Annotated in this window: 14 protein-coding genes; 10 read left to right on the top strand and 4 right to left on the bottom strand. The window is 69.4% G+C overall.

Annotation, left to right across the window (positions count from 1 at the left end; genetic code table 11):
* The first annotated feature begins 30 nt into the window (after nucleotides 1-30).
* The 3 genes from pyrE (at nucleotide 31) to ACLJRM_RS08145 (ending at nucleotide 1,774) form a co-directional block, all read left to right on the top strand.
* Nucleotides 31-594, top strand: coding sequence for an orotate phosphoribosyltransferase (gene pyrE, locus ACLJRM_RS08155; RefSeq protein WP_101611368.1), 564 nt, complete (start codon nucleotides 31-33; stop codon nucleotides 592-594).
* A 119-nt stretch (nucleotides 595-713) separates the two neighbouring features.
* Nucleotides 714-1,106: a DUF2784 domain-containing protein gene (locus tag ACLJRM_RS08150; protein ID WP_410601383.1), complete on the top strand. Its 393-nt coding sequence runs from the start codon at nucleotides 714-716 to the stop codon at nucleotides 1,104-1,106.
* A 14-nt stretch (nucleotides 1,107-1,120) separates the two neighbouring features.
* Nucleotides 1,121-1,774, top strand: coding sequence for a TrmH family RNA methyltransferase (locus ACLJRM_RS08145; RefSeq protein WP_101611366.1), 654 nt, complete (start codon nucleotides 1,121-1,123; stop codon nucleotides 1,772-1,774).
* Nucleotides 1,775-1,780: 6 nt separating this feature from the next.
* On the opposite strand, the gene ACLJRM_RS08140 is transcribed toward ACLJRM_RS08145, so the two are convergent.
* Nucleotides 1,781-3,916 carry a molybdopterin oxidoreductase family protein gene (locus ACLJRM_RS08140; protein WP_101611365.1) on the bottom strand — a complete coding sequence of 712 codons (2,136 nt, stop codon included), beginning with the start codon at nucleotides 3,914-3,916 and terminating at the stop codon, nucleotides 1,781-1,783.
* Nucleotides 3,917-3,989: 73 nt separating this feature from the next.
* On the opposite strand from ACLJRM_RS08140, the gene ACLJRM_RS08135 reads away from it, so the two are divergent.
* Complete coding sequence (locus ACLJRM_RS08135; protein WP_101611364.1) at nucleotides 3,990-5,009, top strand: glycoside hydrolase family 76 protein; 1,020 nt, start codon at nucleotides 3,990-3,992, stop codon at nucleotides 5,007-5,009.
* A gap of 62 nt (nucleotides 5,010-5,071) precedes the next feature.
* Here the strand turns inward: ACLJRM_RS08135 and ACLJRM_RS08130 are convergent, their stop codons facing one another.
* The 3 genes from ACLJRM_RS08130 to ACLJRM_RS08120 all read right to left on the bottom strand — a co-directional run bounded on the left by ACLJRM_RS08130 (nucleotide 5,072) and on the right by ACLJRM_RS08120 (nucleotide 7,645).
* Nucleotides 5,072-5,605 (bottom strand): GNAT family N-acetyltransferase, encoded by a 534-nt coding sequence (locus tag ACLJRM_RS08130; RefSeq protein WP_101611363.1) that lies wholly within the window; start codon nucleotides 5,603-5,605, stop codon nucleotides 5,072-5,074.
* Between the two features lie 47 nt (nucleotides 5,606-5,652).
* Nucleotides 5,653-6,522 (bottom strand): LacI family DNA-binding transcriptional regulator, encoded by an 870-nt coding sequence (locus tag ACLJRM_RS08125; RefSeq protein ID WP_168214444.1) that lies wholly within the window; start codon nucleotides 6,520-6,522, stop codon nucleotides 5,653-5,655.
* Between the two features lie 88 nt (nucleotides 6,523-6,610).
* Nucleotides 6,611-7,645, bottom strand: a complete 1,035-nt coding sequence (locus tag ACLJRM_RS08120; RefSeq protein WP_410662678.1) for a LacI family DNA-binding transcriptional regulator — start codon at nucleotides 7,643-7,645, stop codon at nucleotides 6,611-6,613.
* A gap of 114 nt (nucleotides 7,646-7,759) precedes the next feature.
* Between ACLJRM_RS08120 and ACLJRM_RS08115 the strand changes: the two genes are divergently transcribed.
* Genes ACLJRM_RS08115 through ACLJRM_RS08090 form a run of 6 tightly spaced genes read left to right on the top strand, consistent with a single transcriptional unit; the run spans nucleotide 7,760 to nucleotide 12,824 of the window.
* Complete coding sequence (locus ACLJRM_RS08115) at nucleotides 7,760-8,776, top strand: substrate-binding domain-containing protein (RefSeq protein ID WP_410662677.1); 1,017 nt, start codon at nucleotides 7,760-7,762, stop codon at nucleotides 8,774-8,776.
* Nucleotides 8,773-9,762: an ABC transporter permease gene (locus ACLJRM_RS08110; protein WP_101611359.1), complete on the top strand. Its 990-nt coding sequence runs from the start codon at nucleotides 8,773-8,775 to the stop codon at nucleotides 9,760-9,762. The genes ACLJRM_RS08115 and ACLJRM_RS08110 overlap by 4 nt, the downstream gene beginning before the upstream one ends.
* On the top strand, nucleotides 9,759-10,565 hold the full coding sequence (locus ACLJRM_RS08105; RefSeq protein WP_410601374.1) for an ATP-binding cassette domain-containing protein: 807 nt from the start codon (nucleotides 9,759-9,761) through the stop codon (nucleotides 10,563-10,565). Before ACLJRM_RS08110 ends, ACLJRM_RS08105 begins: the two co-directional genes overlap by 4 nt.
* Before the next feature lie 8 nt (nucleotides 10,566-10,573).
* Nucleotides 10,574-11,437, top strand: a complete 864-nt coding sequence (locus ACLJRM_RS08100) for a PfkB family carbohydrate kinase (protein WP_410662850.1) — start codon at nucleotides 10,574-10,576, stop codon at nucleotides 11,435-11,437.
* Nucleotides 11,434-12,081: a nucleoside/nucleotide kinase family protein gene (locus ACLJRM_RS08095; protein WP_076156365.1), complete on the top strand. Its 648-nt coding sequence runs from the start codon at nucleotides 11,434-11,436 to the stop codon at nucleotides 12,079-12,081. The genes ACLJRM_RS08100 and ACLJRM_RS08095 overlap by 4 nt, the downstream gene beginning before the upstream one ends.
* The gene (locus tag ACLJRM_RS08090) at nucleotides 12,078-12,824 is read left to right on the top strand and encodes an SDR family oxidoreductase (RefSeq protein ID WP_410662676.1); all 747 of its coding nucleotides are present in this window, start codon (nucleotides 12,078-12,080) and stop codon (nucleotides 12,822-12,824) included. Before ACLJRM_RS08095 ends, ACLJRM_RS08090 begins: the two co-directional genes overlap by 4 nt.
* The last annotated feature ends 54 nt before the right edge of the window (nucleotides 12,825-12,878 follow it).

The raw sequence follows: 12,878 nt of genomic DNA, 5'->3' as shown, positions 1-12,878 counted from the left end.
CGCCGCGAGCCGTGTGTAAGACTCTCGGCCGTGGCGTACCCCGGGGTTGATCAAGCGGCGAAACTCGAACTGGCGAGACTGGTCGGCGAACTCGCCGTCGTGCACGGAAAGGTGACCTTGTCGTCCGGCAAGGAAGCCGACTACTACATCGATCTCCGGCGGGCGACGCTGCATCACGCGGCCGCCCCGCTCATCGGGAAGCTGCTCCGCCAGCTCACGCACGACTGGAACTACGTCGCCGCCGGCGGCCTGACCCTCGGCGCGGACCCGGTGGCGCTGGCGATGCTGCACTCCGCGGCCACCGACGGTGTCGTGCTCGACGCGTTCGTCGTCCGCAAGGGCGCGAAGGCGCACGGCATGCAGCGCCAGATCGAAGGCGTCGAGGTGCTGGGGCAGCGGGTGCTCGCCGTCGAGGACACCTCGACCACCGGCGGCAGCGTGCTCACCGCCGTCAAGGCTCTGCGCGACGCCGGGGCGAACGTGGTCGGCGTCGCGACGGTCGTCGACAGGGACACCGGAGCGCGCGAGGCCATCGAGAAGGAAGGCCTCGAATACCGTTACATTCTGAACAAGGACGATCTCGGTCTGTCCTGATTAAAGCTTCCCCAAGGGGGCATCCTCCGTGTGCGAACGGAGGATGCCCCTTTTTTCGTGAGCGATTCTCAATACGAGAGGGGTAACGTCGCAGGTAGGGGAGTGAAAGGGGGCTTGAGGTGGCGGGTTTCCTGGCGAACGTGACAGTCGCGGTACACGTTTTCGCGCTGTTGTTCATCGGATTCGGTGGTTTTCTCGCGTGGCGGTGGCCGAAGGTGATCTTCGTGCATGTGTTCTTCGCCGCATGGGGGATCCTCGTCAACGTCTTCCCCTGGCCGTGCCCGCTGACGGCGGCCGAGAACTACTTCCGCCACCAGCAGGGTCTCGGTGACCTGCCCGGCGGCTTCAACGCCTACTACCTCTACGACACGGTGTTCCCGCGCTCCATGCTGCCGGTCGTGGTCCTGATCGCGATGGCGACGGTGATCGTCTCCTACGTCGGCACGGTCCAGCGCTGGCGCCACCGCCACCACGACGGGGACGCACCGGCGCACCGCGTCAGCATGGGCTGAGTGACAATCACTCGGTGAACTCGGAAGAAGCCGGCCCCACCGAATGGGTGGCGCGGGAAGAGGTCGGCGTCGGCCCGTGGGAGGGCGAGTGGCCCGCGGACGAGCGCTACGACCCCGAACTGCTGGCCAACGGCGACCGCCGCAACGTCGTCGACCCGTACCGCTACTGGCGGCGCGAGGCCATCGTGTCCGATGTGGACGCCCGGCGGCACCCCTTCCACGTGGCGATCGAGAACTTCCAGCACGATCACAACATCGGCACCGTGGTCCGGACGGCGAACGCGTTCGCCGCCGCGGCCGTGCACATCGTCGGACGGCGGCGCTGGAACCGGCGCGGCGCCATGGTGACCGACCGCTACCAGCACCTTCTCCACCACGAGGACGTCTCCGGGCTGCTGACCTTCGCCGCCGAGAAGGGGCTCGCCGTGGTCGCCGTCGACAACACCCCCGGCTCGCAGCCCGTCGAGACCGCGGAATTGCCGCGCGAGTGTGTCCTGCTGTTCGGCCAGGAAGGGCCGGGGTTGTCGGCCGAGGCGCAGAAGACCGCGGCGCTGGTCGTCTCGATCGCGCAGTTCGGCACGACGCGCTCCATCAACGCCGGCGTCGCCGCCGGGATCGTCATGCACGCCTGGGTCCGGCAGCACGCCGACCTCGCCACGGCCTGGTAACCCGGGCTAGACCGGGGCGACCTCCACCGGGATCCCGTTCAGCACGGCGTTCCCGGACGGGACGTCGAGCAGGGTCTCGTCGGCGACGAGGTTCGAGTTCACCCCGGCGTGCGCCGTCGCGACCTTCGTGCGCATGCCTTCGACGTCGTGCCCCCAGCCGTGCGGCATGCTCACCACGCCGGGCCGGACGTCGGCCGTGACCTCGACCGGCACTTCGAGCTTCCCCGCCCTCGACGTCACCGAGGCGAGCCCGCCGTCGGTCAGCCCGAGCCGGGACGCGTCTTCCGGGTGAACCTGGACGGTGCACCGGTTTCCGCCGCGCACCAGGGGCGTCAGGTTGTGCATCCACGAGTTGTTCGAGCTCAGATGCCGCCGTCCGATGAGCAGCAGGCCGCCGTCGGGCGCCTTGCCGAGTTCCGCGCGCAGCCGCGGGACGTCCTTCGTGATCGCGTCCGGGGCTAGCTCGACCTTCCCGCTCGCGGTGCTGAGCACCTCCGGCAGCCGCGGCTTCAGCGCGCCGAGGTCGATGCCGTGCGGCGCGGCTTCGAGGTCGGCGAGCTTCAGCCCGTACGGCCCGCCGCGCAGCATCAGGTCGATCATCCGCGCCGGTCCCGTGCGGCCTTCGGCGAGCGACAGGTCGACGCCGGTGCGCCGCGCCGTCTCGGCCGCGACCATCGTGTCGAAGGCGGCGACGTCGACGTCCGGGCCCTGGCCGGCGGCGATCCCGGCCATCCGCAGCAGAGTCACCCACTCCTGCGGCAGGTCCGTGTCGAGGGTCGGAGGCGTCCAGTTCGCGACGTTGCGCACGGCGAGCGTGTACAGCGCGACGTCGTAGTGTGGCCGCTCCAGTGGTGACGGTCCGGGCAGGATGACGTCGGCGTGCCGGGTGGTCTCGTTGAGATAGACGTCGAGGGAGACCATGAAGTCCAGCTGCCGCAACGCTTCCGTGAGCCGCGCGGAGTTGGGCGTGCTCAGCGCCGGGTTGCCGCTGATGGTCACCAGCGCCCGGACCCGGCCCTCGCCGGGCGTCTCGATCTCGTCCGCGAGCGTGGCCACCGGCAGTTCGCCGAGCACCTCCGGATAACCGCGCACCCGGCTCGTCCAGCGGCCGCTGGTGAACGGCGAAGACCGTCGCGGCTTCCACGCGGCGGGCAGCGGGAACATGACGCCGCCCTCGCGGTCGAGGTTGCCGGTGAGCGCGTTGACGACGTCGACCAGCCAGCTCGCGATGGTGCCGTACGACTGGGTCGTGGTCCCCATCCGGCCGTAGACCGCGGCCCGCTCGGCGTTCGCGAGTTCGATCGCGATGCGGCGGATCTCGGCGGCGTCGATCCCGGTCGCGGGCGCGACCGCCTCCGGCGTGAACGGCTCTGCGAGCGCGCGAACCTCGTCGACACCGTTGAGGTGCTCACCCGGACTGACGCGGTTCTCCGCGAACAGGACGTTGACCAGCGCGAACAGGAACAACGCGTCGGTGCCGGGCCGGATCGCGTGGTGCTCGTCGGCGAGCTGGGCGGTCCGGGTGCGGCGCGGATCGAGGACGACGATCTTGCCGCCCCGCTTCTGGATCCCGCGCAACCTGCCGCGGGTGTCGGCCGCGGTCATCAGGCTTCCGTTGGACACCAACGGGTTCGCGCCCAGAATGAGCAGGTGCTCAGTGCGGTCGAGGTCGGCGACGGGAATGGTCTGCGGGTCGCCGAAGAGGTAGCCGGACGAGAAGTGCTTCGGCATCTGGTCGACCGTGGTCGCGGTGTAGAAGTTCTTGGTGCCCAAGGCTTTGAAGAACACGCGGCCGTAGAGCACCAGCGCCGCGTTGTGCACCGTCGGGTTGCCCGAGTAGACGGCGACGGCGTTCTTGCCGTGCTCCTCGATGATCGGCCGAAGCCGCCGGTCGATCTCGGCGAAGGCCTCGTCCCAGCCGACCTCGACGAACTCGCCGTCGCGTTTGACCAGCGGCGCGGTGAGCCTGTCCGGATCGTGGTGCAGCGCGCCGAGCGAGGCGCCCTTCGGGCAGATGTAGCCCTGGGAGAAGACGTCCTCGCGGTCGCCCTGGACCCGGGTGACGAGACTCTTCTCGTCGATCGTCACCTCCAGGCCGCAAGTGGCTTCGCAGAGCGGGCAGGTCACGTGCGCCGTGGTCATGAAGCACCTCGCGGGGTCGGGTATCGCTTTAACATACTGAGCGGTATGTCAGCGGGCAAGGGATGATGGCGCGATGACCGCACTCGCCGACCGGGCCGCGGCCGCCGAACGCGCGGTCCGCGACCGGCATCTGCGCCGGGTATGGGGACTGCCCGGGACCGTGCTCGGCCGCAGCGGCTGGCCGCCGTCGGCGGGCCAGCGCGTCCACTGGCACTGGAACTACTGGTGGCAGGCGCACCTGCTGGACACCCTCGTCGACGCGCAACTGCGGGACCCTTCGCCGGACAGGCTGAAGCTGATCGACCGGTTCGTGGCGTCGGTACGACTTCGCAACTTCGGCAAGTGGATCAACGACTATTACGACGACATCGCCTGGCTCGGCCTCGCGCTGCAACGCGTCGGGCACCTCGGGCTGGACGTCCGCGGCGGGCTGGAGGCGATCAGTTCGCGGCTGCGCGAAGGCTGGACCGACGAAGCGGGCGGCGGGATCCGGTGGCGCGTCGGCGACGACTTCAAGAACGCGCCCGCGAACGGCCCGGCCGCGATCTTCCACGCGCGCGAAGGGGCCGAACAGCACGCGCGGGGACTGACCGACTGGATGACCGAGCGGCTCGTCGATCCGGAGACCGGACTGGTGTGGGACGGCCTCCGCGTCGACTCCGGCGAACTGGTCAAGCACATTTTCACCTACTGCCAAGGGGTTTACCTCGGCGCCTGCCTCGAACTGTCCGAAGTGGACAGAGTGGAGCACGTGATCCACGCGGTCGCGGAGCACGTCGCGCCGAACGGGGTGATCCGGGGACAGGGAGACGGCGACGGCGGCCTGTTCGCCGGGATCCTGGCGCGCTACCTGGCGCTCGCCGCGCCGCTGCTGCCGAGCGGGGTGGCACGCGATCTGGTCATCCGGTCGGCCGAGGCCTGCTGGACCGGCGCCACCGAGACGCCGCACGGGCCGCTCTTCAGCGCCGACTGGGCGACTCCGGCGCCTTCGCTCCCCCTCGCCCCCGACGCCCCCGAACGCGACCTGTCCGTCCAGATCAGCGCTTGGATGCTCCTCGAAGCCGCCGCCACCCTGACCCACGCCCCGCACTGAGCCGCCTGTCCACGACCCTCGCCCCGCACACCCAAAGCCGCAACTAGAGGACTACTTGCGGGTCACCAGACGTCGCCCGAGCGCCAGTCCGCGGTGATCTCCCCGTCCAGATCCATGGTGACCCCCACCGGCAGCACGTGGATCGACCCGTCGTCCTCCTTCGTCGCCTCCACGCCCGAAGGCGTCATGGCCGACGAAGGACCGCGCCACAACAGCCACCCGCGCGACGCGTAGAACTCCAGGGCGTCTTCGGACGCCGAAAGCGCCCCGAGGTCGTACGCCTTCCGCAGGACCAGCTCCAGCGCGTCCATCATCGCGGCGCCGTGACCACGCCGCCGGTGGTCCGACCGGACGGCGACCGCCTCGACGTACCCCGTCCGCAGTGCCCGCCCGTCGTGCATCAGCCGTCGCTGGACCAGCGACGCGTGCCCGATCAGCTCGCCGCCCTCCCAGATCAGCGTATGCATGCCGCCGAGGGCGTTCTGCCAGTCGTCTTCGCTGAAATCACCGTCGAAGGCGTCGTCGAGCAGGGCGCGTGCCGCTTTCAGCACGGCGGCGTCGAGGTCGGCGGTGTGCACGGTCCACAGCTCGGTCATTCCGCCATCTTCACCCGGCGGCGGCGTTCTGACCAGCGAGTTGTGACTCAGCAGCCGCACGATTGACGGTGTATGAAGCGCGGTGCGAGCCGTACGGATTCGGGTCGTCGCTCAGGGTCGGTGATCCGGGCGAGCAGGAGTTCGACGGCCTTGCGCCCGATCTCCTCGATCGGCTGCGCCATCGTGGTCACCGCCGGGGTCACCTGCCCCGCCCACTCCATGTCGCCGTATCCGACGATCGCCAGGTCGCGCCCGATCCGGATGCCGAGCCGGTGCGCCTCGTACTGGACACCGATCATCATCGCCTCGCTCGCCACCACGAGCGCTGTCGGCGACGGCCAGCTGTCGAGCAGTTTCGCCGTCGCGGCGGCCGCTCCACCCGGCGTCGACTGCCCGCACGCGACCAGCTGCGACGTCCACCGGATGCCGGAGCGGCCGAGGCCGAGGCGGTATCCCAGCGCCCGCTCCTCGAAGGTGGCCATGTCCTCTTCGCCCGAGATGAAGCCGATCTTGCGGTGCCGCAGCCCGGCGAGGTGCCGCACGAGCGCGCACACGGCCTGGATGTTCTCGGAACCGACCTGGTCGACGTCGTTGCGCCCGGCCATCCGGTCGACGAGCACGGTCGGCACACCCATCCGGACCAGGCCGTTGATCACCGCTTCGTCACCGGCCGCCGGGACGAGCAGAACACCGTCGACGCGGTCCGCCCGCAGCGCGCGGATGACCGCGGCCTCTTCGGCGACGCTGTCCCCGGTGTCGGCGAGGGTGATCTCGCAGCCGTGACGTCGTCCGGCGCGGCGGATGGCACGGATGAGCTCACCCGAATAGGGGTTCGCGTGCATCGCCATGGCCACCCCGAACCGGTGGGTGACAGGGGTGTCCTCCCACAGGGGTAACGCCGGCGACAATGCGGTCATCGGTCCACGCCTTCATCCGAGCTTGAATGAAGGTAACGGCTGTTGGACCCCCGCTCGGCGGCGAGACCGGAAAGTCGGCCAACAATCATCAATGTGAGTGAACATGCGCGCATCCGCAGGACGCCCGATGGCGGAGCGTAGGCGGAATCCGAATCGCCTGGGCCTTGCGTGCCGGATCGTTGATCCTGGCCAGCAACAGGCGCACTGCCTGTGTGCCGATCTCCTCGATCGGCTGCGCCATCGTGGTCAGCGGCGGATCGACCAGATCGGCCCACTCGACGTCGTCGTAGACCACCACCGGCAGGTCGATCCCGGCGCGCAGTCCACGTTTGCGCAGCTCGTGCAGTACCCCGACCATCATGCTGTCGTTTCCGACCACCAGCGCTGTCGGCGGTTCCGGCAGCGCGAGCAGCGTGCTCAGCGCCAGCGCGCCGCCGGCCCGCGACGACTGTCCGCACGCGACCAGGTCCTCCGACCAGGTCAAACCCGACCGGCCGAGCCCCAGCCGGTAGCCGAGGATGCGTTCCTCGCTGGTGCTCAGCCCCGCCGTGCCGCTGATCATGCCGATCCGCTGGTGCCCGAGCGACGCCAGATGCGCCGTCAGCGCGGACGTCGACTGGATGTTCTCCGCGCCGACCTGGTCGACGTCGGTGCGGGTGGAGAGCCGGTCGATGAGCACCGTCGGAACGTCCAGCGAGACGAGCTCGCCGATCACCGAACCGTCGCCGGGCGACGGCGTGATCAGCAGTCCGTCGACCCGGCGTGAGCGCAGGGTTCGTACGGTTTCACGCTCGGTGTCGACGGTGTCATGCGTGTCCGCCAGCAAGACCGTGTAGCCGGCTGACGCGGCTTCGCGCTCGATCGCCTGGATCAGCAGGGCGAAGTACGGGTTCGCCAGCAGGGAGATCGCGACGCCGATCGACCGCGTGCCGCCGGTGACCAGGGAACGGGCGATGGCGTCACCGGTGTAGCCGGTCTGCTCGATCGCGCGCAGGACCGCGGCCTTGGTCTCCTCGGCCACCGCTCTCGTCCCGTTGACCACGTGTGAGACCGTCGTGATCGAGACTCCCGCCAGCTCGGCGATATCGCGTTGGGTGGGGCGGGAGGAGCGTGACGGCGGCATTACCAATCCTCGATCAGGTCTGCGAGCAAGCGTTTGCGCAAACGCTTGCGAGTGAGCATAACCCTGTCTACCTTCCGGTCCATCAGGACAGCCTCGAATCGGAGGGCATCCCCCATGAGACAGCGCAGTCTCGTCGCGCTCACCCTGGCTGCCGTGCTCACGGCGACCACGGCCGGGTGCACGGTCGAACGCCACTGGGGTGGCGGATCGAACGCAGGCGGTGGTGGCAAGGCCAAGGTCGGCCTGGTCACCAAGACCGACACCAATCCCTACTTCGTCGAGCTGAGAGCGGCGGCCAAGGCGGCCGCCGAAGCGAACGGCGCGGAGTTCAACGCGCTCGCCGGCCAGTTCGACGGTGACAACGACGGCCAGGTCCGGGCCATCGAGAACCTCATGCAGCAGGGTGCGAACACCATCCTGATCACGCCGAGTTCCTCGACCGGTGTGCTCGACGCCATCGACCGCGCCCGCAAGGCCGGGGTGCTGGTCATCGCGCTCGACACCGCGACCGAACCCGACACCGCCGTCGACGCCACCTTCGCCACGGACAACTTCGAGGCCGGACGTCAGCAGGGCGCGTACGTGAAGGCCGTTCTCGCGGGCAAGCCGCCGAAGCTGTTCATGGTGGACGGCACCGCCGGATCCACAGTGGACACTCAGCGGCACACCGGGTTCCTCAAGGGCATCGGCCTGACCGACGCGTCGCCCGAGATCAAGGGCAAGACGCCCGCGAACGGCGACCAGAGCCTGGCTCAGCAGGGCGTGGAGAACCTGCTGCAGCGCACCACCGACATCAACGCCGTCTACACGATGAACGAGCCGATGGGCCGCGGCACCTACGCCGCCCTCCAGGCCCGCGGCCTGGTGAACCAGCTCGTGATGGGCTCGATCGACGGCGGCTGCGAAGGTGTCAAGAACGTCCGCGACGGCCAGTACGCCGCCACGGTCATGCAGTTCCCCAAGAAGATGGCGGAGCAGGGCGTCCTCGCCGCCGTCGAGTACGCCAAGACCGGCAAGAAGCCGAGCGGGTTCGTCAACACCGGATCCGCGGTGATCACGGACAAGCCGATCCCCGGCGTGGAAAGCCAGGACACCAAGTGGGGCCTCGAGAACTGCTGGGGGACGAAATGAGCACCTTGACCCTCAAGGGCAACGAGCGGCCGACCATCGGTGAGTTCTTCCTGCGCGCACCGGCGGTCGGGCCCGCGCTGGCCCTGCTCGTCGCGATCGTGGTGTTCTCCCTCTCGACGGACACCTTCCTCGATCTCGACAACCTTTCCCTTGTGGTGCAACAGTCCCTGGTGGTCGGCACGCTCGCCCTCGGGCAGACGCTGATCATCCTGACCGCGGGTATCGACCTGGCCAACGCGGCCGCGATGGTGCTCGCGACGCTGATCATGGCGAAGCTCGTCGTCGGCGGCGTTTCCGGGATTTGGGCGCTGCTGCTGGGAATCGTGGCGACGGTGGTGATCGGGATGGTCACCGGTTCGCTGGTCACCCGGATCAAACTGCCGCCGTTCATCGTCACGCTCGGCCTGCTGACGGTGCTCACCGCGGCCGCGAAACTGTTCGCGAGCGGACAGGCCGTCCCGGTCGCCGACTCACTGCTCAAATGGCTCGGCACCCGCCGCTACCTGTTCGGCGGCATCCCCATCACCTACGGCATGACGCTGGCTTTGCTGATGTACCTGGCACTTTGGTACGCGCTCACGCGGACGCCGTGGGGCAAGCACGTCTACGCGGTCGGCAACGCGCCGGAATCCGCGCGGCTGTCCGGGATCAAGGTCAACCGGACGATCCTTTCGGTGTACATCGTCGCCGGGGTGATCGTCGGGATCGCGGCCTGGCAGGCGCTCGGCCGCGTGCCGAACGCCGACCCGAACGCCTTCCAGCTCGGCAACCTCGACTCGATCACCGCGGTGGTGCTCGGCGGCGCGAGCCTGTTCGGCGGCCGGGGTTCGGTTCTCGGCACGATGATGGGCGCGCTGGTCGTCGCGGTCCTGCGGTCCGGTTTGACCCAGCTCGGGGTGGACGCGCTCTACCAGGACGTCGCGACCGGTGCCCTGCTCATCGGCGCCGTCTGCGTCGACCGTTTCGCGAGGAGGCAGCAGTCATGACGACACCAACGTTGTCCGCTCAGGGACTCGTCAAACGCTACGGCCGGGTCACCGCCATCGACGGCGCCGACTTCGAACTGTTCCCCGGTGAGGTGCTCGCCGTGGTCGGCGACAACGGCGCCGGGAAGTCGAGCCTCATCAAAGCCCTTTCGGGCGCGGTGATCCCGGACTCCGGTGAGATCAAAGTGGACGGTCAGGCCGTGCACTTCAAGTCCCCTTTGGACGCTCGCCACTACGGGATCGAGACGGTGTACCAGGATCTCGCCGTCGCCCCGGCGCTCGACATCGCGTCGAACATGTTCCTTGGCCGGGAAAAGCGGCGCAAGGACCTGTTCGGGCAGCTGTTCAGGAAGCTGGACACCGCGACCATGCGGGCCGACGCCCAGCGGATCCTGGACGAACTCGGCATCAACATCAAATCCATCACGCAGCCGGTGGAGACGCTGTCCGGCGGGCAGCGCCAGGGTGTCGCGGTCGCGCGGGCGGCCGCGTTCGGCACCAAGGCGGTGATCATGGACGAGCCCACCGCCGCGCTCGGCGTCGCCGAATCCGGCAAGGTGCTCGACCTGATCAACCGGATCCGTGAACGCGGTCTGCCGGTGGTCCTGATCAGCCACAACATGCCGCATGTGTTCGACATCGCCGACCGCATCCACGTGCACCGCCTCGGCAAGCGCGTCGCGGTCGTCTCGCCGAAGACGCACACGATGAACCAGGTCGTCGGCCTGCTCACGGGTGCGCTGAAGCTCGGCGAGAACGGCGAAGTCGAAGAGGTAGCCGCAGCCGTGCACACGGGTCTGTAGTGCGGCGGGTGCTGCTGGCGGGCCTGTGCACCGTCGACCAGGTTCAGCGCGTCGCCGAGTTCCCGGCGCCGGGCGAGAAGGTGCGTTCGCTGTCCGTGGACGTCGCCGCCGGGGGGCCGGCGACGAACGCGGCGGTGACCGTGGCCGCGCTCGGCGCCGGGGCGACGCTCTTCACGGTCGCCGGTGCGCACCCGCTGGCGGCACTGGCCCGCGCCGACCTCGAGGCGCACGGTGTCGACCTCGTCGACCTCGATCCAGGACGGCCCGATCCGCCCGCGATCAGCGCCATCGTCGTCCGTGACTCCGACGGGGAACGCACCGTCGTCTCGCGCAACGCCCACGCCTCTTCACGATTCGTCCTCTCGTTGCGGTCCTTGCACGCGCAACTACCGCAACCAGGGGACGAATTGCCCGGGTGCGTGCTCCTCGACGGGCACCATCCGGAGGTCGCCACGTACACGGCGCGCTGGGCGCGGGAACGCGGCGTGCCGGTGGTGCTCGACGCCGGGAGCTGGAAGCCGGTCTTCGCCGAACTCCTGCCGCTGGTCGACATCGCCGCGTGCTCCTCGCTCTACCGCGGGGACGATCCGCGTGCGCACGGAGTGCCGGTGGTGATCACGACCGCGGGCCCCGATCCGGTGCGCTGGTCGACGGCGGACGGCTCTGGTGAGATCCCCGTTCCCGTCACCCAGGCGCGTGACACGCTAGGGGCGGGCGACGTCTGGCACGGCGCTTTCGCGTACGCGGTCGCCAGGGACACAGGGGACGTCCCCGGCTGGATCGAGTTCGCCAACGAGGTGGCCGCCGAACGGGTGCGGCATGAAGGACCGAGGTCGTGGACGGCCGCGGTCGCGAAGAAAGGACTGCCATGACAGCCATGCCTCCGGTGTTCGAGGACCTGTTGAGCAGGGCTCAGACGCTGGCGAAGCCGGGGCAGCGCAGCGTGCTCGGGATCGTCGGTGCCCCCGCGTCCGGCAAGACGACCCTGGCCTGGGGCCTGGCGAAGGCGCTGGGCACGAGGGCGGCCGTGGTCGGGATGGACGGTTTCCACCTGGCGCAGGTGGAACTGCAGCGGCTCGGCCGCGCGGAGCGCAAGGGCGCGCCGGACACCTTCGACGCCGCCGGGTACGTGCACCTGCTGCGAAGGCTCGCCGAAGGCCGCGAGACGGTCTACGCGCCCGAGTTCCGCCGTGAGATCGAGGAGCCGATCGCCGGTGCCGTCGCGGTCACGCCGGACGTGCCGCTGGTCATCACCGAGGGGAACTACCTGCTCATGCAGGACGACCCGTGGAGCGGCGTGAAGCCGATCCTCGCCGAGTCTTGGTTCCTCGCGCCGGACGAACCCGAGCGCATCGAGCGGCTCGTTTCGCGCCACCGCCGCTACGGCCGTTCGCTGGTCGACGCGCGTCGACGCGCCCTCGGTTCCGACCAGCGCAACGCCGATTTGATCGCGTCCACCAGCGGCCGGGCCGACCTGGTCCTCGAGAATCTCCCGCTGGTTAACTTCGCCATATGAGTGGTGTTCTCCTCGTCACCGGCGGCAGCAAGGGCATCGGCGCGGCGGTCTGCGAACTGGCCGCCGCGCGTGGTTACGACGTCGTCGTCAACTACGCGGGTGATGCCGAAGCGGCCGAAGACGTCGCTTCGCGCGCCCGGAAGCACGGCGTCCAGGCGATCGCCCGGCGCGGGGACGTCGCGTCCGAAGACGACGTGCTGGCCCTGTTCGACGCGGCGGCCGGACTCGGTCCCCTCGCCGGGGTGGTCGCGAACGCGGCCATCACCGGCAACACCCCCGGCCGCTTCGACGAATACGACGTCGACGTCGTCCGTCGCGTCGTGGATGTCAACATCACGGGCGTCTTCCTGTGCGTTCGCGAGGGCATCCGCCGGATGTCCACCCGGTACGGCGGCACGGGCGGCGCGATCGTGACGGTGTCCTCCACCGCCGCGCGGACCGGCTCGCCCGGGGAGTGGGTCCACTACGCGGGGACCAAGGCGGCGGTCGAAACGATGACCTACGGCGTGGCGCAAGAAGTCGCGCGGGAGTCCGTCCGGATCAACGCCGTCGCACCCGGGATGATCCACACCGGCCTGCACGCGGCGGCCGGGCTGCCCGATCGGATGGACCGGATCGCCCCGACCATTCCGATGGGACGAGCGGGCGAACCCGGCGAAGTCGCGGAAGCCGTGCTGTGGCTGCTTTCCCCGGCCGCGTCGTACACCACCGGGACGGTGCTGACCGTCGGCGGAGGGCGTTGACCCCCGGGGCCACGGACCGGTCACGAGCGGATATCGGGTCCGCGTGCGGTTCAG

The sequence above is a fragment of the Amycolatopsis sp. lyj-84 genome (assembly GCF_046549075.1).
Taxonomy (GTDB): Bacteria; Actinomycetota; Actinomycetes; order Mycobacteriales; family Pseudonocardiaceae; genus Amycolatopsis.
The sequence above is the reverse complement of the archived record's forward strand: the minus strand, read 5'-3'. Positions and strand labels throughout refer to the sequence as shown.